Source organism: Mesorhizobium sp. WSM4898, from assembly GCF_029625845.1.
In the GTDB taxonomy this organism is placed as follows: Bacteria; Pseudomonadota; Alphaproteobacteria; order Rhizobiales; family Rhizobiaceae; genus Mesorhizobium.
The window spans coordinates 429,675-448,274 of record NZ_JARTVQ010000002.1 but is presented as its reverse complement, the minus strand read 5'-3'; the positions used below and the strand labels follow the sequence as shown (position 1 = coordinate 448,274).

The window sequence follows — 18,600 nt, the reverse complement described above, 5'->3', positions numbered from 1 at the left end:
ACCATGCGCCTGGTGTTACACATGGAAACGCAACGTTACGAAACCCAGGTCTGATTTCTGCATTTCTTCTGCGACGTTCACCGAAACGTGAGCGTTTGCTGAAGGAGAGATACCATGAAGAAGCTTATTCTGGCGTCTGTTTCGGCGCTCGCCCTGCTGGGGGTCGCGGCTTGCAGCGACAGCAGCACCGACAACACCACCACGCAGAGCACCAACCCGCCGGCCAACGAACAGCCAATGAAGCCGGCCACCCCTGACCCTTCGAAGCCTGCTGAACCGGCTCCGGCAACACCTCCTGCTGCGCCCGCGCAGTAGAAGTTCATCCACTGAAATCAGGAAGGCCGGCCCCTGTGCCGGCCTTCCTTTTTGGCGGGACTGTCCTCAAAGTCGTTCGACCTGCGGCATCGTCCCGGCTTGATAGCGGTGCCCGGTTCGCACTAAGAAGCCGCATGTCGATTTGGGACCGCCTCGGCGACTTCATCGCTCGTGTTTCGTTGTCGGCGTCCTCGGGCGTCGGCGATGTCGTCGAGGCCGTGCGGACCGTGTACTCGGGCGACCCCGATCTACGCCGGCGCGTGGCCTTCTCGGTGGCGATGATCGCGCTTTCGGCCAAGATGGCGAAGGCCGACGGCATCGTCACCCAGGACGAGGTGCGCGCCTTCCAGGAAATCTTTGAGGTGCCGCCGAGCGAAACGCGCAATGTGGCGCGCCTCTATGACCTCGCCAAGCGCGATGTTGCCGGATTTGAAATCTACGCCCAGCGCATGTCGCAGCTTTGCGGTTCCGGTCATGCGAATTGCAAGATGCTGGAAGACATACTCGACGGGCTGTTCCACATCGCCAAGGCGGATGGCCTGGTTCACGAGAGGGAAGGGCAATTCCTGCATCGCATCGCCGAGATTTTTCAGATCGATGAGGCGCATTACCAGGCGATCCTGGCGCGCCACGTCAATCTGGGCGCCGCCGATCCCTATGTGGTTCTCGGCGTCGAACGCGGGAAGCCATTCGAGGAGGTCAGGAAGCGTTATCGCAAGCTGATCTCCGACAACCATCCCGACCGGCTGATCGCGCGCGGCCTGCCGCAGGAATTCATCAAGATCGCCACGACAAGGGTCGCTGCGATCAATGCCGCCTATGAGATGATCGAACGGGGCCTCAGGCACGTATGAGCGGTTTCTTGCCCGACCAGCCGGGTGCCGAGGTCAGGCTATCGCCGAATTTCGGTCCGCGACGCGAGACGCTCAGGCCCGACATGATCGTGCTGCACTATACCGGCATGCCGACGGGGCCTGGGGCCGAGGCCTGGCTGTGCGATCCGGCAAGCGAGGTATCCTCGCACTATCTTGTGCATGAGGACGGCCGCATCGTGCAAATGGTGCGCGAAAGCGACCGCGCCTGGCATGCCGGCAAGAGTTCATGGTTCGGGTGCACCGACATCAACTCCTGCTCTGTCGGCATCGAGATCGTCAACCCCGGGCATTCGCTGGGCTACAAAACCTTCCCGAAGCGGCAGGTCAAGGCCGTGATCGATTTATGCGCAGGGATCGCGGGCCGGCATTCCATTCCACCGCAAAGGGTGCTTGCGCATTCCGATGTGGCGCCGGGACGCAAGGTCGACCCGGGCGAGAAGTTTCCCTGGAAGGCGCTCTTTGCCGCCGGTGTCGGCCATCTGGTTCCCGCGGCTCCGATCAGGACGGGCGCGGCGCTGAAGGCGGGCGACGCAGGTGCTGACGTGGAAGCCCTGCAATCGATGCTGGCGCTGTACGGCTACAGCGCCGAGATATCGGGTGTCTTCGACCGCCAGACGGAAATCGTGGTGGCGGCGTTTCAGCGGCATTTCCGACGGCGGCTCGTCGACGGCGTGGCGGACGGTTCGACGCTCAGCACGCTCCAAAGGCTTTTGGCTGCGATAAAGGCAGCCCCTTCCAAATAGCTGCCAAGCTGGCTAAATTACAATTTGTCATACAAAGTGAATTGCCTCGCCTTTATTGGCGCCAATTCGGTCTCCAAACGCATCTCCCGCAAGTTGTCGGGCATCTATCCCTCCAAGATGCTCCGGTGTTGGATTGGCCCCGCCGCGTGAAATTCTTCGCGCGGTTCTAACAGAACAGGAATACATGCAAAGATTGACCGTTGTAGCGGCAGCCGTTGCTGCCGGAGTGATGACTTTTGCCTTCAGCCCAGCGAACAGCGCCCCCCTGAGCCTCCGGGCGGCGGACAATGGGTTTGCTGCGACCGCCTCAAAGCCCAAGGCTGCGCCAAGCGCCAAGACTTCGACGACCAAGAGAGCTGCCCCGGCGAAGGTGCAGAAAGCCGCCGCAGCGCGGTCCGCGAAATCAAGAGTCAAACGCTACGCAAAGCGCAGCAGGCAAACCATCGACCTGACCGCGACAGCTTCCATCCGTCCTGAAAAGCCCGCCTTGTCTTCTTCGGCAACTGGCGACGGCCAATATTCGGCGATCATCGCCCGCTATGCGGCAAGCTACGGCGTGCCGGTGTCGCTGGCCAAGGCCGTCATCACGATCGAGAGCAACTTCCGGCCCAACATGGTCGGCGGCGCCGGCGAGATCGGCCTTATGCAGATCAAGCCGGCGACGGCCCGAATGATGGGCTATACCGGTTCGGTCAAGGGACTGTTCGATCCCGACACCAACATCAAATACGGCATGAAGTACCTCGCCATGGCGCAGGGGCTAGGTGGCGGCACCACCTGCGGTACCATCCTCAAATACAATGCCGGCCATGGGGCGACGCGGATGAATCCGATTTCGGCCGCCTATTGCAGCAAGGTGAAGGTGCAGATGGCAGCGCTCGGTTCGCCTGTCTAAGCGGGACAGTTGCCTTTTTTGTTGCGTTTTCAGGCGCGAATCCCTTTATACGCCCTTGTCAGCTGGCCGGGCGGCCGCGCCCGCAAGAGCCGAAAGGCTGCGGGTGAGGAAAGTCCGGGCTCCATGGAGACACGGTGCCGGCTAACGGCCGGCGGGGGAGACCCCAGGGAAAGTGCCACAGAAAGCAAACCGCCGCGGCATTTGCCGCGGCAAGGGTGAAAGGGTGGGGTAAGAGCCCACCGCGCGACTGGCAACAGAAGCGGCACGGCAAACCCCACCGGGAGCAAGACCGAATAGGGGCGGTGCGAAGGGAAACCTTCGAGGGCTGTTTCCGGCCCACCGCCCGGGTAGGTTGCGTGAGGCGCATGGCGACATGCGCCCAAGATGAATGGCCGCCACGTTCCCGCGCCGCAAGGCGTGGGGGCCATACAGAACCCGGCTTACAGGCCAGCTGGCATTTTCCTCTACAGCGCTCCGAGCCGCTCAGCCGCCAAGCCGTCCAAAGACGCCTCGATCGCCTGCCAGAGCTCTTCCACCGGCTCGCAGCCGACGGCCAGCCGCACGAAGCCGGGCGGCACGGCATCGCCGCGCTTCGATCGCCGCTCGGCCGATGTATGGACGCCACCAAACGAGGTCGCCGATTCAATCAGCGCGCAGTTGTTGATGAAATCCTCGGCCTTCTCTTCCGAAGCCAGTTCGAACGAGATGAGAAAGCCGAAGCGCTCCATCTGGGCACGCGCCAGATTGTGCGAGGGGTCGCTCTCAAGGCCTGGAAAGCGCAAGCCGCTCACGGCGCGATGCCCCTTGAGCCGGCGGGCGATCGTTTCCGCCGAGGAGCACATGCGATCGTACCGCACCTCAAGTGTTTCAAGGCCGCGATGCACGAGCCAGGCCTCGAACGGCCCGGGAATGCCGCCGGCGGTTTCTCGCCAGTCCCTGACCTTGGCGATAATATCCGGATCGCGGCTGGCGACATGGCCGAACAGCACATCCGAGTGACCGTTGATCGCCTTGGTGTCGGCCGAGACCACGATGTCGGCGCCAAGGTCGAGCGGGCGCTGGCCGAAGGGCGTCATCGTCGTGTTGTCGACGATGAGGAGCGCACCTTGTTCGTGGGCGGTCTTGGCGACGGCGGCGATGTCGCAGATATCCAGCCTTGGGTTCGAGGGGGTTTCGACGAAGACCAGCCGGTAGCCGGCGAAGCCGCCGTCGAGCATGCTCGATGTCGGCCTCACGTCATAGGCGATGCCGAGCGGTTTCAGAAAACGCTCCGCCAGAGCCCGCGTCGTGTGGTAGCCGTCCGAGGGCAAGAGGATGCGGTCGCCAGATTTGACCAGCGCAAAGAACGTTGCCGAAATCGCCGCCATGCCCGACGGAAAGGCGACGCACTGCGCATTTTCGAGATGACCAAGCGCATGCTCGACCGCGTGCCATGTCGGATTGCTGAAGCGGCCGTATTGATCGAAGCCCGTCGCGTCGCCCGGCGAATGAAAGATCGAGGCCATTGTCAGCGGCAAAGGGATGGGATCGCCCTTGGCGAAATCGCCGCTGCGCAGATGGGCAAGTGTCGCGGCGCGTGACTTCGCGGTTTCGGACATTGGGCGCATTCCTTCACTGAACTGACGTCCGAACGCTAGGCGTGCCGGGCCTTCGCGGCAAGCCGCGTCCTTTTGGGCCAGAGCCTTCTAAACGCTTCGTTAGGCTTAATGGACGATAAAGACGAGACGTGCCGCAAGCCTGCGCTTTCAGGTTGTGGCATGCGTGTTTGTGATGCCTCTTCCCGTTGACGCCCATATTACCCCATGATATCCCATTCTCATCAAGCTTTCGTTCCGCGTCAGGGTGAAGCGTACGCCAATCGGGCAGTCGCGGCGGCTGCGCGTTTGCCGGTTTTCGCCTTGGTGAATGAAGCGATTTGTCGCGAGGCGATGCGCGGCGGCGGCGCGGAGAAAAACATGGGCAGGGGTGCGGCGGCGACAGCGGCTGTAAGGCGTAGTGGACCGATTTCTGTCAAACGCAGTGAACAGGATCGATGCGAAGGGGCGGGTATCCGTTCCGGCGCATTTCCGTTCGGTCGTGCAGAAACGTGGCTATGCGGAACTCTATGCGCTACGCTGCCTCGACCTTCCGGCGATGGACGTCGGCGGGCTCGATCTGCTCGACCGCTACGAGCAGCGGATCGCGCTGGAAGATCCCTTCCTGCAGACGGCGGACGATATGTCCTTCTTCTGCCATGGCGACGGGACGTTCCTGAAACTCGACCAGGACGGCCGCATCACGATGACCGATTTCATCCGCGAGCACACGGGCATCTCGAACGAGGTGGCCTTTGTCGGCCGCGGCAATTTCTTCCAGATCTGGGAGCCGGGCCGACTTGCCGCCTATGGGGCGCAGGCTCGAGCCAGGCTTTTGCAGCTTCGGCAGGGGACGAAGCCCGGGGAGCGACCGGAATGATGACTGGCCACGGCGATGATCCTCACGCCGTTGGCGGACTGGTCCGTCACATTCCGGTCCTCCTTGCCGAAGTGCTGGAGGCGCTTGACCCCAAGGCGGGCGAGACGATCGTCGACGGCACGTTCGGCGCCGGCGGCTACACCACCGCCATCCTCGAGCGCGGCGCCTCGGTCGTGGCCATCGACCGCGATCCGGATGCGATCGCCGCGGGCCAGGCTCTGGAACAGCAGGCCGGCGGCAGGCTGAAGCTCGTTCAGGAGCCGTTCTCGACCCTGGACAAGCATGTCGAAAGCGCCGACGGCGTCGTGCTCGACATCGGCGTCTCGTCGATGCAGCTCGACCAGGCCGGGCGCGGCTTTTCCTTTCGCGCCGACGGACCGCTCGACATGCGCATGGCGCAGGCTGGCCTGAGCGCCGCCGACGTCGTGAACACCTTCAAGGCGGGCGACCTTGCCCGCATCTTCGGCTTTCTCGGCGAAGAGCGGCATGCCGGCCGCATCGCCCGCATGATCGAGGCCCGGCGCGAGAAGCGGCCCTTCGAGCGCACGCTCGATCTTGCCGACGCCATCGCCACCCATGTCGGCCGCGCGCCGAAGGACAAGATCCATCCCGCCACCCGCGTCTTCCAGGCGCTGCGCATCTTCGTCAATGACGAGCTCGGCGAGTTGGCGAGCGCGCTGTTCGCCGCCGAGCGGGTGCTGAAGCCGGGCGGCAGGCTCGCCGTCGTGACCTTTCATTCGCTGGAGGATCGCATCGTCAAGCGCTTCATCGCCGATCGCGCCGATGCGGCCAGCGGATCGCGTCATATGCCGGACGCGCCGGCGCGGCTGGCGACCTTCCGCAAATCCGGCGGCGGGGTGACGCCGGGAGAGGCCGAGATCGCCGGCAATCCGCGGGCGCGCTCGGCGAGGCTGCGCGCGGCAATCCGCACCGGCGCGCCTGCGCGCGCCGGCGACTTTTCGATTTTCGGCCTTCCAAAGCTTCCCGCCGTCGAGCGGCCGGGGGAGAGGTAAGCACGTGTTTCGCACCAGCGATATAGTCCTGATCGCCGTAATGGTCTCGGCGGCGGCATTGACCTACAAGACCAAGCGCGAGGCCGAGGACCAGCTGGCGGCGGTGCAGAAGCTGCAGGCGCAGATCCGCTACGAGGAAGACACGATCGATCTTCTCAAGGCGGACTGGAGCCTGCTCACCCAGCCGGCGCGGCTGCAGAAGCTTGCCGAAATCTACAAGTCGCAGCTCGGGCTCGAGCCGCTCAACGCCCACCAAATCGGCGGGCTCGACGACGTGCCGATGAAGCCGCTCAATATCGAGGACCTGTCGTCGCAGCCGCTCGGCGGCATGGCCGACAATTCGGGCAAAGGGCCGTCGGACGGCAAGGATCCGGTGGTGACCGGGAGCACCGTGCAATGATCAGCAGGCTTCCAGGGATCGGCAACCTGCTGAAGCGCCGAAGCAAGGCAGCTGAGGACGGCTCGATCGTCGTCGACGCCGCCCGCAAGGCAACCGGCGGCAAGGCCAAGACCCGCATCGTCATGACGATGGCGGTGTTCTTCACCATCTATTCGACGATTGCCGGCCGACTGGTCTATCTCGGCCTGCAGAATCCGGACAATTCGGGTGGTCCGCAGAGCCGCGTCACTGCATCGCGGCCGGACATCGTCGACCGCAACGGCGAGGTGCTGGCGACCGACATCAAGACGGCGTCGCTGTTCGCCGAGCCGCGCCGTATCGTCGACGCCGACGAGGCGATCGAGAAGCTCTCGACCGTACTTCCCGAGATTGACTACGAGCAGACTTATCACAAGCTGAAGAGCGGCGCCGGCTTCGTCTGGCTGCAGCGGCAGCTGACGCCGAAGCAGCAGGCCGACATCATGGCGCTCGGCATCCCGGGTCTCGGTTTCCGCACCGAAAAGCGCCGCTTCTATCCGAGCGGCGAAACGTCATCCTACATTGTCGGGCTCACCAACATCGACAATCAGGGCATCTCCGGTATGGAGAAGTACATCGATGACCAGGGCCTGACCGATCTGCAGGCGTCAGGACTGGCGGTGGCTAGGGATCTGAAGCCGGTGAAGCTGTCGATAGACCTGCGCGTCCAGCATGTGGTGCGCGACGAGGTGGCGACCGGCATGGAGCGGTTTCACGCGATCGCGGCCGGCGCGGTGGTCCTCAATATCAAGACCGGCGAAGTCCTGGCCATGGCCTCGGTGCCGGATTTTGACCCCAACAATCCCTACAATGCTCAGGAAAAGGACCGGCTGAACCGTATGTCGGCCGGGCTCTACGAGATGGGCTCGACCTTCAAGAGCTTCACCACCGGCATGGCGCTCGATTCCGGCAAGGTGACGCTGGAGAGTCGCTTCGATGCGTCGCGCCCGATCAGGATCGGCCGCCAGACCATCCATGACTTCCACAGCAAAGGCCGTGTGCTTTCGGTGCCCGAAGTGTTCATCTATTCATCCAACATCGGCTCGGCCAAAGAAGCCGAGGCTGTCGGCATCGAAGGGCATCGCGAGTTCCTGCATCGGCTGGGCGTGCTCGAAAAGATGCAGACGGAGTTGCCGGAAGTGGCGCGCCCGACCGAACCGAAAGTATGGAAGCAGGTCAATTCGATCACCATCGCCTTCGGCCATGGCGTCTCGACAACGCCCCTGCAGACTGCCGTCGGCTGCGCCGCATTGATGAGTGGCTACCTGATCGAGCCGACTTTTCTGCCGCGCACGGCCGAGCAGGCGATGGAGGTGGCCAAAAGGGTGGTCAAGGACACAACGGTGGAAGGGATGCGCTATCTCTACGCACTCAACGCCGAGAAAGGCTCGGGCAAGAGCGCCAGGGTTCCGGGTTACCGCGTCGGCGGCAAGACGGGCACGGCGGAAAAGGTCGTTAACGGCCGTTATTCGAAAGAGAAGAATTTCAACGCTTTCGTCGCCGCCTTTCCGATGGACGATCCGCAATATATCGTGCTGACCATCGCCGATGAGCCGAAGCCGGAAAAGCCCGGCATGGGCGCCACCGCCGCCTCGAATGCCGGCATCATGGCAGGCAACATCATCAGGCGTGCGGCTTCGATGCTTGGCGTGAAGCCAGATTTCAGCCATGAAAATGGTGCAACGCTGGTTTCCTATCAGTGATTCTTAGGGCGCGCCGGCAACTGCGCGCTATTTTGTTGCGGTGAACGGGACTCAATGTATCTGAAAAATCTAGCCGGCATCCTGCCTGTCGAGGGAACAGCTTCCCCCGATCTGGAGGTTACCGGTCTCTCCTCCGATTCCCGCCAGGTAAGACCGGGCGTCGTTTTTTTCGCGCTCGCCGGCAGCAAGGCTGATGGCTCGACCTATGCCGCCGATGCCGCCGGCCGCGGCGCTGCCGCAATCGTGGCGGCCAAAGGCAATACCATCTCCGGTCTGTCGATCCCGGTTCTTGCCGTCGATGATCCGCGTCTGGCATTGGCGCTGAGCGCGGCGCGCTTCTTTGGCAAGCAGCCTCGGACGATGGTCGCCGTCACCGGTACCAGCGGAAAGACATCGGTTGCCGCCTTCACCCGCCAGATCTGGGAGCAGGCAGGTTTTGCCGCCGCTTCGATCGGCACGACGGGCGTGGTGGCGCCTGGCCGCAACGAATATGGCTCGCTGACCACGCCCGATCCCGTCGCGCTGCACCAGTTGCTCAAGGAACTGGCGGAGGCAGGGGTAACGCACGCCTCGATGGAAGCTTCCAGCCATGGTCTCGACCAGCGTCGGCTCGACGGCGTGAAACTGGCCGCCGGCGGCTTTACCAATCTCGGCCGCGACCACATGGATTACCATCCGACGGTCGAGGATTATCATCGCGCCAAGCTGCGTCTGTTCGACACGCTGCTGCCGAAGGGGGCGCCGGCCGTGATCTTCGCCGACGATCCCTGGTCGCAGCCGACGGTTCATGCCGCGCGGGCAGCGAGCCTGAACGTGCTGACAGTCGGCCGCCACGGCGAATTCCTGACTCTGAAGCGCGTCGAGCATGAGCGGCGGCGCCAGCGTGCCGAGGTGGAGGCCGATGGTGTGCTTCACGAGATCGACCTGCCGTTGGCAGGTGATTTCCAGATCGCCAACGCGCTGGTTTCGGCCGGCCTCGCCATCTCGACTGGAACATCCGTTGATAAGGCCTTGGCCGCATTGGAGAAACTCAAAGGTGCGCCGGGCCGCCTCGACCTTGTGGGCACGACGGCCGCCGGCGCTCCGGTCTATGTCGACTACGCGCACAAGCCCGACGCATTGGAAAATGTCCTGACCTCGGTTCGTCCGTTCACCACGGGCCGGGTCGTTGTCGTCTTCGGCTGTGGCGGCGACCGCGATCGCGGCAAGCGGCCGATCATGGGCGAGATCGCGACCCGGCTCGCCGATGTCGTCATCGTCACCGACGATAATCCGCGCACGGAAATCCCCGAAACCATCCGCGCGGCAATCCTTGCCGCGGCGCCCGGCGCCATCGAGATCGGCGACCGCCGCAAAGCGATCCACGAGGCCGTCGCCATGCTCCATGCCGGCGATACGCTGATCGTCGCCGGCAAGGGGCATGAGGAAGGCCAGACGATCGGCACCGAAACCTTCCACTTTTCCGATCACGAGGAAGTGCGCGAGGCGCTCCAGGAGCGCGCCGCATGAGCTTGCTGTGGACGTCGCAAGCGCTTGTCGAGGCCATGGGCGGCAGGCCGATCGGCTCGCTGCCGGAAGGCATCACCGGCATTTCGATCGACAGCCGCAGCCTCGAGCCGGGCAACGCCTTCTTCGCCATCAAGGGCGAGACGATGGACGGCCACGATTTCGCAACCGCTGCAGTGAAGGCGGGCGCTGCGGTGCTGGTGGTGGCCGAGGGCAAGCTGCCGTCCCTTGGCCGGCTGACGGCGCCGATGATCGTCGTGCAGGATGTGCTTGCGGCGCTGGAAAAGCTCGGCATTGCGGCGCGCGCTCGCTCACGGGCCAAGATCATCGCGGTGACCGGCTCTGCGGGCAAGACGACCACAAAGGAAGCGCTGCGCCATGTGCTGTCGGCGGTCGGCAAGGTGCACGCCTCGGCGCAGTCGTTTAACAATCACTGGGGCGTGCCACTTACCTTGGCGCGCATGCCCGCAGACTGCGACTACGCGATCTTCGAGATCGGCATGAATCATCCGGGCGAGATAAGGCCGCTGGTCAAGATGGTGAGGCCGCATGTCGCGATCGTCACGCTGATCGCGGCCGCCCATCTCGGCTTCTTCAAGAATCTCGACGAGATCGCCATGGCCAAGGCCGAGATTTTCGAGGGCATAGAGGCCGGCGGCGCCGCGCTGCTCAATCGCGACGATCCGCGTTGGAAGCTGCTCGGGAAAGTGGCCAAGGATGCAGGTGTCGAGCATGTCTTCGGCTTCGGCGAGAACGCCCGCTCGGCCTTTCGTCTTGTTGGCTGCGACCTTTATGCCGATCACTCCGATATCGCGGTCAAGATCGGCAAGAGGGACGTGACGGCCCGTGTGGGGGCGCCCGGCCGCCACATCGTGCAGAATGTGCTGGCGGTGCTTGGCGGCGCGCAACTGGTCGGCGCCGATCTCGACAAGGTCGCGGCGGCGCTCGCCGATCTTTCGGCCGAGCGCGGGCGCGGCCGGCGCCACATTTTGCGCCATCCGAACGGTCCGATCACGCTGATCGACGAGAGCTACAATGCCAATCCAGCGTCGATGGCGGCAGCCATGGCGCTGCTCAACGCCACGCCGGTATCGGGCGAGGGCAGGCGCATCGCCGTGCTTGGCGACATGCTGGAACTCGGCAGCCATTCGGCGAAGCTCCACGCGGCCCTTGCCGAACTTATTGTCGGCACAGAAACGCGTAAGGTCTTTCTCGGCGGCCCGGAGATGCGGGCACTGGCCGAGGTTTTGCCTTCGGATGTCGAAACCGAGTACCGGCCAGGAGCCGAAGAGCTGAAGCCCGTCGTCATGTCGGCGATCAGGCCGGGCGACGTGGTGATGGTCAAGTCGTCGAAAGGCATCGGCTTTTCAAAGCTGGTCGAGGCATTGCTCGGCAAATTTCCGGCGGAAGCCGCAACCATTGAACCGACCTGAGGTCGGGATCCGGGGGACCGATGCTCACTTTACTCGTTGATTTCGCGGACAAGATCTCGGCCTTCAATGTCTTCCGCTACATCACCTTTCGCACCGGCGGTGCGCTGATCACTTCGGCGCTGATCGTCTTCATATTCGGACCGACCATCATCAATTCGCTGCGGCTTCGCCAGGGCAAGGGGCAGCCGATCCGCGCCGACGGACCGCAGACGCATTTCAAGAAGGCCGGAACGCCGACGATGGGCGGGCTGATGATCCTGTCCGGCATCATCGGCTCCTCGCTTCTGTGGGCAAACCTCTCCAGCATCTATGTCTGGGTGGTGCTTTTGGTCACCGTCGGCTTCGGCTCGATCGGTTTCTACGACGACTATCTCAAGGTGACGAAACAGTCGCATCTGGGCTTCTCCGGCAAGGCGCGGCTGGCGATCGAATTCGTTGTCGCCGGCATCGCGGCCTGGGTGATCATGCATAACGGCCAGGCGCCGTTCTCGTCGTCGCTGACCTTCCCGTTCGCCAAGGAATTCCTGATCCATCTCGGCTGGTTCTTCGTGCCGTTCTCCTGCTTCGTGATCGTCGGCGCCGGCAATGCGGTGAACCTGACCGACGGTCTGGACGGGCTGGCGATCGTGCCGATCATGATCGCTGCGGCGTCGTTCGGCGTCATCGCCTATCTTTCCGGCAACGCGGTGTTCGCCGAGTATCTGCAGATCCATTTCGTTCCCGGCACCGGCGAACTGGCGGTCGTGCTGGGCGCCGTCATCGGCGCCGGCCTCGGCTTCCTGTGGTTCAACGCACCGCCGGCCGCAATCTTCATGGGCGACACCGGCTCGCTTGCCATGGGCGGCCTGATCGGCACCATCGCTGTCGCCACCAAGCACGAGATCGTGCTGGTCATTGTCGGCGGCCTGTTCGTGGTGGAGATCCTGTCGGTCATCATCCAGGTCGGCTATTTCAAGATGACCGGCAAGCGCGTCTTCCTGATGGCACCGATCCATCACCATTTCGAAAAGCTCGGCTGGACCGAAAGCCAGGTGGTGATCCGCTTCTGGATCATCGCCGTCATCCTGGCGCTGGTCGGCCTCTCCACCCTCAAGCTCAGATAGGATGCCCGCTTGATCGCCGCCGCTTCCTTTGCAGGCAAACGGGTTTCGCTCTTCGGGCTCGGCGGGTCGGGGATTGCCACCGCGCATGCGCTGATCGCCGGCGGCGCCGAGATCCTCGCCTGGGACGACAATCCGGACAGCGTCGCCAAGGCAGCAGCCGCCGGGATCGCGACCGGCGACCTGCGCGGCGCCGACTGGTCGCGCTTTGCGGCCTTCGTCCTGTCGCCCGGTGTGCCGCTCACGCATCCGAAGCCGCACTGGACGGTGGAACTGGCGCGCGGCGCCGGCGTCGAGGTGATCGGCGATATCGAGCTGTTCTGCCGCGAGCGCATCCAGCGCGCGCCGGCCGCACCCTTCGTCGCGATCACCGGCACCAACGGCAAATCGACGACCACAGCGATGACGGCGCACATCCTGAAGTCGGCCGGACGCGACACCCAGATGGGCGGCAATATCGGCCGCGCGATCATGACGCTCGATCCGCCCGAGGCCGAACGGCACTATGTGGTGGAGTGCTCTTCCTACCAGATCGATCTCGCGCCCTCGATCAATCCGACCGCCGGCATCCTGCTCAATCTGACGCCCGACCATCTCGACCGCCACGGCACCATGGCCCATTACGCCTCGATCAAGGAAAGGCTGGTCGCCGGCAGCGACACCGCGATCATCGGCGTCGACGATTCCTGGTGCGCCCAGATCGCCGACCGGCTGGAGCGGGCAGGCCGGCAAGTGATCCGCATTTCCAAGCGCCTGCCGCTGACCGACGGCTATTTCGCTGACGGCACGAATCTGATGGAAGCCGTGCACGGTCGCTACAGCCGCATCGCATTCCTGGAAGGCATCGGCTCGCTGCGCGGCCAGCATAATGCGCAGAACGCGCTCGCCGCCGTGGCCGCCTGCCTCAGGGTCGGGCTGGAACTCGGCGAGATCCAGGCGGGGCTGGAAAGCTTCCCGGGGCTGGCGCACCGCATGGAGCAGGTGGGCCGCAAGGATCATGTGCTGTTCGTCAACGATTCCAAGGCGACCAATGCCGATGCGGCGGCTCCCGCGCTGTCGAGCTTCAACCGCATCTATTGGATCGCAGGCGGCCTGCCCAAGGAAGGCGGGATAGAGCCGCTGCGCGGTTTCTTCCCACGCATCGCCAAGGCCTATCTGATCGGCGAGGCCGCTCCCGCTTTCGCCGCCACGCTCGGCGAGGCGGTGCCTTACGAAATTTCCGGAACGTTGGCGGCCGCGGTCGAGCACGCCGCCCATGACGCCGCGGGCGACACCGGCGGCGAGGCCGTCGTCCTGCTTTCGCCGGCCTGCGCCAGTTTCGACCAGTTCAAGAATTTCGAGGTTCGCGGCGAAGCCTTCAGGCAAGCTGCGACTGCTATTGATGGGGTGAAACCCATCGGAGGGCCACGTTGATGCAAAGCCGTCTCGACAAAAGTCCGGTCGCAACCTGGTGGTGGACGATCGATCGCTGGTTCCTGGCGGCATTTCTGTCGCTGATGGGGCTCGGCATCGTCTTGTCCTTCGCCGCAAGCCCGGCGGTCGCCGAGCGCATCGGTCTCGACAGCTTCCACTTCGCCACAAGACAGATCATCTTCACCATCCCGGCGCTCGTCGTGATGCTCGCAGTTTCCTTCCTGGAAGCGCGACAAATAAGGCGCATGTCGCTGGCGATGATCTGCATCATGCTGGTGCTGATGGTGGCGGTTCTCTATATCGGCGTCGAGGTGAAGGGCGCGCGGCGCTGGGTATCGCTGGCCGGGCTCTCGATCCAGCCGTCCGAGTTCCTGAAGCCGGCCTTTGTCATCATTTGCGCCTGGCTGTTTGCCGAGCACAAGCGCCAGCCAGACATTCCCGGCAATCTGTTCGCCATGCTGCTGCTGGCCTTGGTGATCTCGCTGCTGATCGCGCAGCCGGATCTCGGCCAGACCATGCTGGTGCTGGGCACCTGGGGCGTGATGTTCTTCATGGCCGGCCTGCCGTGGTTCTGGATCGTCGCGCTGGGGGCTGCCGGCGTCGGCGGCGTGTTCGCGGCCTATACAGTGTTTCCGCATGTGGCCGCCCGCATTGACAAGTTCCTCACCGGCGAAGGCGACACTTTCCAGGTCGACATGGGCCGCGAGGCGCTGATCAATGGCGGCTGGTTCGGCGTCGGCCCAGGCGAGGGCACGGTGAAGCGGGTCATCCCCGACAGCCACGCCGACTTCGTGTTTTCGGTCGCGGGCGAGGAGTTCGGGCTGATCATGTGCTTCTTCATCATGTCGATTTTCGCTTTCATCGTGCTGCGCGGATTGAGCATCGCGCTCAAGGAGCATGACGACTTCACCCGTTACGCCGTCGGCGGGCTCGTCACCATTTTCGGCTTGCAGTCGGCCATCAACATGTGCGTGAACCTACAGTTGATGCCGGCCAAGGGCATGACGCTGCCCTTCATTTCCTATGGCGGCTCCTCGCAGATCGCGATTGCCGTCTCGATGGGGATGGTGCTGGCGCTGACGCGCAGGCATCCCGAAAAGCGCAAGCAGATTGGCTACGCCTTCTCGCAGCGCGCCATGCCGGCGGAATGAGGCGGGATGTCGAGGGGTGTCATCCTGCTGGCGGCCGGCGGAACGGGCGGACATCTGTTCCCAGCCGAGGCGCTTGCGCATGAGCTGATCGAGCGGGGCTGGGAGGTGCATCTTGCCACCGACCGCCGCGCGGAGCGCTACTCCGGCCACTTTCCCGCCGCCGCGATCCACTCCATCCGCTCGGCGACTTTGGGCTCGAAGAATCCCTTCGCCGTGCTCGCCGCCTTCTGGGCGATCTGGCAAGGCGTGCGGCAAGCGGGGCGTGTCATCGCCAGGATCAAGCCCGACGTCGTCGTCGGCTTCGGCGGCTATCCGACATTGCCGCCTCTCTATGCGGCGACACGGCGCAAGGTGCCGACGCTGATCCATGAGCAGAACGCCGTCATGGGACGTGCCAACAAGGCGCTGTCGAGCCGGGTCGATGTGATTGCCGGCGGGTTCCTGCCCGAGGGGGAAAGCGCGGCCGGCGCCAAGACGGTGACCACGGGCAATCCTGTGAGGCCGCAGATACTTGAAGCGGCGAAATCGCCTTATGTCCCGTCGGATGCCAGCGAGCCGTTCCGCTTCCTGGTCTTCGGCGGCAGCCAGGGTGCGCAGTTCTTTTCCGATGCTGTGCCGGCGGCGATAGCGCTTTTGCCCGAAGCGCAGCGCAAGCGGCTGGCGATCACCCAGCAAGCGCGCGCGGAAGACGTGGCGCGAGTGAAGACCGCCTATGCCGATCTCGGCGTCGACGCGCAGGTCTCGCCCTTCTTCACCGATATGGCGGCGCGCATGGCGGCCGCACATCTGGTGATGTCGCGGTCCGGTGCCTCGACCGTATCGGAGATCGCGGTCATCGGACGCCCGGCGCTGCTGGTGCCTTACCCGCATGCGCTCGATCACGACCAGGCGGCGAATGCCGCGGCACTTGCCTCCGCCGGTGGGGCCGAGGTCCATCAGCAATCGACGCTCTCGGCCGAGCGGATCGCCGCGCTGGTCGGCGGGCTGATGGAGGATCCCGGCCGGCTGACCGCAATGGCCGCGGCTGCCCGCTCGGCCGGAAAACCCGACGCGGCGCGGTTGCTCGGCGATCTCGCAGAGGCTATTGCGTCCGGCAAAACGGTTTCCGACTACAGGAGGACGCGCGCATGAAGATGCCGCAGACGATCGGCCTCGTGCATTTCATCGGCATCGGCGGAATCGGCATGAGCGGCATTGCCGAGGTGCTGCACAATCTCGGCTACAAGGTGCAGGGCTCGGACCAGGCGGACGGCGCCAATGTGCAGCGGCTGCGCGACAAGGGCATCGAATGTTTCGTCGGCCACAAGGCCGAGAATATCGGCGAGGCCGAGGTGGTCGTGGTGTCGACCGCCATCAAGAAATCCAACCCAGAGCTCAAGGCGGCGCGCGAGAAACTGCTGCCGGTCGTGCGCCGCGCCGAGATGCTGGCCGAGCTGATGCGCTTCCGCCAGGCGGTCGCCATCGGCGGCACGCATGGCAAGACGACGACCACCTCCATGGTCGCGACGCTGCTCGAAGCCGGCGGGCTCGACCCGACCGTCATCAATGGCGGCATCATCAACGCGTATGGTACCAATGCCCGCATGGGTGACGGCGAGTGGATGGTGGTCGAGGCCGACGAGAGCGACGGTACCTTCCTCAAGCTGCCGGCCGACATCGCCGTCGTCACCAACATCGACCCCGAGCATCTCGACCACTATGGCAGCTTCGACAAGGTGCGCGAGGCCTTCCGCCAGTTCGTCGAGAACGTTCCGTTCTACGGTTTCGGCGTGATGTGCACCGACCATCCGGAGGTGCAGGCGCTGGTCGGCAGCATCGAGGATCGGCGCGTCATCACCTATGGCGAGAATGCCCAGGCCGACGTGCGCTTCGCCAATCATCGCATGGACGGAGCTACATCCGAGTTCGACGTGGTGATCCGCGACCGCAAGGGACGGGGCACGACGACGATCACAGGTCTGCGACTGCCCATGCCCGGCCGCCATAATGTCTCCAACGCGACGGCGGCGATCGCGGTCGCGCACGAGCTCGGTCTGTCCGCCGAAGCCATCAAGAAAGGCCTGTCATCCTTCGCCGGCGTCAAGCGGCGTTTCACGCACACCGGTTCCTGGAACGGCGTCGAGGTCTTCGACGATTACGGCCACCACCCGGTGGAGATCGCGGCGGTGCTCAAGGCCGCGCGCGGGGCCACAAAGGGCCGCGTCATCGCGATCGCGCAACCGCACCGCTTCACCCGGCTGCACGACCTGTTCAATGAGTTTTCCGTCTGCTTCAACGATGCCGACACGGTCATGGTGGCGCCCGTTTACGCGGCCGGCGAGGAACCGATCGAGGGCGTGACCTCGGACGCGCTGGTGTCGCGCATCCGTGCCGGCGGCCATCGCGACGCGCGCTATATCGAAGGCCCGACGGCGGTCGCGCCGGCCGTCCGCGAACTTGCCAAGCCCGGCGACTTCGTCATCTTCCTTGGCGCCGGCAACATCACGCAATGGGCCTATGCGCTGCCCAAGGAACTCGGTGGGGGCCCCTCATGATGCGCGGCCAGGACCTGATCGACAAGCTCGGCGACAAGCTTGCCGGCCTGCGCGGCCGCGTCACGCCCAATGCCGAGATGGACAAGATCACCTGGTTCCGTGCCGGTGGGCTGGCGGAAGCGCTGTTCCAGCCGGCCGACGAGGAGGACCTCGCGGCCTTCCTGCGCGCGGTGCCGGAGGAAATCCTGATTACGGTCGTCGGCGTCGGCTCAAACCTTCTGGTGCGCGACGGCGGCATCCCCGGTTTTGTGGTGAGGCTCTCCGCCAAGGGCTTCGGCGAGGCCGAAGTCACCGGATCGACCACCATTAAGGCTGGCGCGGCAACGCCGGACAAGCGTCTGGCTGCCGTGGCTTATGAAGCCGGCATCGGCGGGTTCCATTTCTATCACGGCATTCCGGGCGCTGTCGGCGGGGCGCTGAGGATGAACGCTGGCGCCAATGGCGTCGAGACGCGCGAGCGCGTGGTCGAGGTGCAGGCGCTCGATCGCGCAGGCAATGTCCATACGCTGAGCAATGCGGATATGGGCTATGCCTACCGCCATTCGTCGGCGCCTGGCGGGTTGATCTTTACCTCCGCCATCTTCGAGGGCATCCCGCAAGACAAGGTTGCGATTAAGGCGGCGATGGATGCCGTGCAGAACCATCGCGAGACGGTGCAGCCGATCCGCGAGAAGACCGGCGGTTCGACCTTCAAGAACCCGGAAGGCTCGTCGGCGTGGAGAGAGATCGACAAGGCCGGCTGCCGCGGGCTGATGATCGGCGGCGCGCAGATGTCTCCCATGCACTGCAACTTCATGATCAACACCGGCACGGCGACCGGCTACGATCTCGAATATCTCGGCGAGACGGTGCGCGCGCGGGTGCTGGAAAATTCGGGCATCCGCCTGCATTGGGAGATCAAGCGGCTGGGCAACTTCCGGCCGGGTCACGCGGTGCAGGAGTTCCTGGGCCAGCTTCTTTAGCTCGCTGCGATGTTCAAGTAGTGCTTGAACTTGCGTCGTCGGCGACGCCGTCAAGCGTTACCGCAAAGACTCAACAACACACTTT

Annotated in this window: 17 protein-coding genes and 1 other RNA gene; 17 read left to right on the top strand and 1 reads right to left on the bottom strand. The window is 64.2% G+C overall.

Annotation, left to right across the window (positions count from 1 at the left end; translation table 11 throughout):
* Positions 1–114 precede the first annotated feature (114 nt).
* From P9228_RS09615 to rnpB, 5 genes are all read left to right on the top strand, one after another.
* Positions 115–315: a hypothetical protein gene (locus P9228_RS09615; protein ID WP_082954075.1), complete on the top strand. Its 201-nt coding sequence runs from the start codon at positions 115–117 to the stop codon at positions 313–315.
* A gap of 134 nt (positions 316–449) precedes the next feature.
* Positions 450–1,169 carry a DnaJ family molecular chaperone gene (locus tag P9228_RS09610; RefSeq protein ID WP_127335048.1) on the top strand — a complete coding sequence of 240 codons (720 nt, stop codon included), beginning with the start codon at positions 450–452 and terminating at the stop codon, positions 1,167–1,169.
* Complete coding sequence (locus P9228_RS09605) at positions 1,166–1,933, top strand: N-acetylmuramoyl-L-alanine amidase (protein ID WP_278053177.1); 768 nt, start codon at positions 1,166–1,168, stop codon at positions 1,931–1,933. Before P9228_RS09610 ends, P9228_RS09605 begins: the two co-directional genes overlap by 4 nt.
* 184 nt (positions 1,934–2,117) lie before the next feature.
* Positions 2,118–2,828: a transglycosylase SLT domain-containing protein gene (locus tag P9228_RS09600; protein ID WP_095802411.1), complete on the top strand. Its 711-nt coding sequence runs from the start codon at positions 2,118–2,120 to the stop codon at positions 2,826–2,828.
* Between the two features lie 58 nt (positions 2,829–2,886).
* An RNA gene (rnpB, locus tag P9228_RS09595) (RNase P RNA component class A) lies at positions 2,887–3,287 on the top strand.
* Between the two features lie 5 nt (positions 3,288–3,292).
* Here rnpB and P9228_RS09590 read toward each other — a convergent pair.
* On the bottom strand, positions 3,293–4,426 hold the full coding sequence (locus tag P9228_RS09590; RefSeq protein ID WP_278053174.1) for a cystathionine gamma-lyase: 1,134 nt from the start codon (positions 4,424–4,426) through the stop codon (positions 3,293–3,295).
* Between the two features lie 397 nt (positions 4,427–4,823).
* On the opposite strand from P9228_RS09590, the gene mraZ reads away from it, so the two are divergent.
* Genes mraZ through murB form a run of 12 tightly spaced genes read left to right on the top strand, consistent with a single transcriptional unit; the run spans position 4,824 to position 18,515 of the window.
* The gene (gene mraZ, locus P9228_RS09585) at positions 4,824–5,282 is read left to right on the top strand and encodes a division/cell wall cluster transcriptional repressor MraZ (protein ID WP_095783823.1); all 459 of its coding nucleotides are present in this window, start codon (positions 4,824–4,826) and stop codon (positions 5,280–5,282) included.
* Positions 5,279–6,295, top strand: coding sequence for a 16S rRNA (cytosine(1402)-N(4))-methyltransferase RsmH (gene rsmH / locus P9228_RS09580; protein ID WP_278053172.1), 1,017 nt, complete (start codon positions 5,279–5,281; stop codon positions 6,293–6,295). Before mraZ ends, rsmH begins: the two co-directional genes overlap by 4 nt.
* Before the next feature lie 4 nt (positions 6,296–6,299).
* A complete protein-coding gene (locus P9228_RS09575) occupies positions 6,300–6,695 on the top strand; it encodes a hypothetical protein (protein WP_066990723.1) in 396 nt (131 codons plus the stop codon).
* A complete protein-coding gene (locus P9228_RS09570) occupies positions 6,692–8,416 on the top strand; it encodes a penicillin-binding protein 2 (RefSeq protein WP_066990727.1) in 1,725 nt (574 codons plus the stop codon). The genes P9228_RS09575 and P9228_RS09570 overlap by 4 nt, the downstream gene beginning before the upstream one ends.
* Before the next feature lie 54 nt (positions 8,417–8,470).
* Positions 8,471–9,925 carry a UDP-N-acetylmuramoyl-L-alanyl-D-glutamate--2,6-diaminopimelate ligase gene (locus P9228_RS09565; RefSeq protein WP_278053170.1) on the top strand — a complete coding sequence of 485 codons (1,455 nt, stop codon included), beginning with the start codon at positions 8,471–8,473 and terminating at the stop codon, positions 9,923–9,925.
* Positions 9,922–11,355 (top strand): UDP-N-acetylmuramoylalanyl-D-glutamyl-2,6-diaminopimelate--D-alanyl-D-alanine ligase, encoded by a 1,434-nt coding sequence (locus P9228_RS09560; RefSeq protein ID WP_278053168.1) that lies wholly within the window; start codon positions 9,922–9,924, stop codon positions 11,353–11,355. The genes P9228_RS09565 and P9228_RS09560 overlap by 4 nt, the downstream gene beginning before the upstream one ends.
* A gap of 20 nt (positions 11,356–11,375) precedes the next feature.
* Positions 11,376–12,458, top strand: a complete 1,083-nt coding sequence (mraY, locus tag P9228_RS09555) for a phospho-N-acetylmuramoyl-pentapeptide-transferase (protein WP_095802416.1) — start codon at positions 11,376–11,378, stop codon at positions 12,456–12,458.
* Between the two features lie 9 nt (positions 12,459–12,467).
* Positions 12,468–13,868, top strand: a complete 1,401-nt coding sequence (murD, locus tag P9228_RS09550; RefSeq protein ID WP_066990739.1) for a UDP-N-acetylmuramoyl-L-alanine--D-glutamate ligase — start codon at positions 12,468–12,470, stop codon at positions 13,866–13,868.
* Entirely contained in the window at positions 13,868–15,019 is a 1,152-nt protein-coding gene (gene ftsW / locus P9228_RS09545; RefSeq protein ID WP_067329044.1) for a putative lipid II flippase FtsW, read from the top strand. The genes murD and ftsW overlap by 1 nt, the downstream gene beginning before the upstream one ends.
* 6 nt (positions 15,020–15,025) lie before the next feature.
* A complete protein-coding gene (gene murG / locus P9228_RS09540) occupies positions 15,026–16,150 on the top strand; it encodes an undecaprenyldiphospho-muramoylpentapeptide beta-N-acetylglucosaminyltransferase (protein ID WP_278053166.1) in 1,125 nt (374 codons plus the stop codon).
* A complete protein-coding gene (murC, locus tag P9228_RS09535) occupies positions 16,147–17,553 on the top strand; it encodes a UDP-N-acetylmuramate--L-alanine ligase (protein WP_067329048.1) in 1,407 nt (468 codons plus the stop codon). The genes murG and murC overlap by 4 nt, the downstream gene beginning before the upstream one ends.
* Entirely contained in the window at positions 17,550–18,515 is a 966-nt protein-coding gene (gene murB, locus P9228_RS09530; protein ID WP_067329050.1) for a UDP-N-acetylmuramate dehydrogenase, read from the top strand. The genes murC and murB overlap by 4 nt, the downstream gene beginning before the upstream one ends.
* Positions 18,516–18,600 lie beyond the last annotated feature (85 nt).

What these genes read in the sequence shown, in the direction of transcription:
- murC (WP_067329048.1), top strand. Translation starts at nt 16,147, where the DNA reads ATGAAGATGCCGCAGACGATCGGCCTCGTGCATTTCATCGGCATCGGC.
- murG (WP_278053166.1), top strand. Translation starts at nt 15,026, where the DNA reads ATGTCGAGGGGTGTCATCCTGCTGGCGGCCGGCGGAACGGGCGGACAT.
- P9228_RS09565 (WP_278053170.1), top strand. Translation starts at nt 8,471, where the DNA reads ATGTATCTGAAAAATCTAGCCGGCATCCTGCCTGTCGAGGGAACAGCT.
- rsmH (WP_278053172.1), top strand. Translation starts at nt 5,279, where the DNA reads ATGATGACTGGCCACGGCGATGATCCTCACGCCGTTGGCGGACTGGTC.
- P9228_RS09590 (WP_278053174.1), bottom strand. Translation starts at nt 4,426, where the DNA reads ATGTCCGAAACCGCGAAGTCACGCGCCGCGACACTTGCCCATCTGCGC.
- mraY (WP_095802416.1), top strand. Translation starts at nt 11,376, where the DNA reads ATGCTCACTTTACTCGTTGATTTCGCGGACAAGATCTCGGCCTTCAAT.
- P9228_RS09605 (WP_278053177.1), top strand. Translation starts at nt 1,166, where the DNA reads ATGAGCGGTTTCTTGCCCGACCAGCCGGGTGCCGAGGTCAGGCTATCG.
- P9228_RS09610 (WP_127335048.1), top strand. Translation starts at nt 450, where the DNA reads ATGTCGATTTGGGACCGCCTCGGCGACTTCATCGCTCGTGTTTCGTTG.
- P9228_RS09570 (WP_066990727.1), top strand. Translation starts at nt 6,692, where the DNA reads ATGATCAGCAGGCTTCCAGGGATCGGCAACCTGCTGAAGCGCCGAAGC.
- P9228_RS09560 (WP_278053168.1), top strand. Translation starts at nt 9,922, where the DNA reads ATGAGCTTGCTGTGGACGTCGCAAGCGCTTGTCGAGGCCATGGGCGGC.
- ftsW (WP_067329044.1), top strand. Translation starts at nt 13,868, where the DNA reads ATGCAAAGCCGTCTCGACAAAAGTCCGGTCGCAACCTGGTGGTGGACG.
- P9228_RS09600 (WP_095802411.1), top strand. Translation starts at nt 2,118, where the DNA reads ATGCAAAGATTGACCGTTGTAGCGGCAGCCGTTGCTGCCGGAGTGATG.
- murB (WP_067329050.1), top strand. Translation starts at nt 17,550, where the DNA reads ATGATGCGCGGCCAGGACCTGATCGACAAGCTCGGCGACAAGCTTGCC.
- P9228_RS09615 (WP_082954075.1), top strand. Translation starts at nt 115, where the DNA reads ATGAAGAAGCTTATTCTGGCGTCTGTTTCGGCGCTCGCCCTGCTGGGG.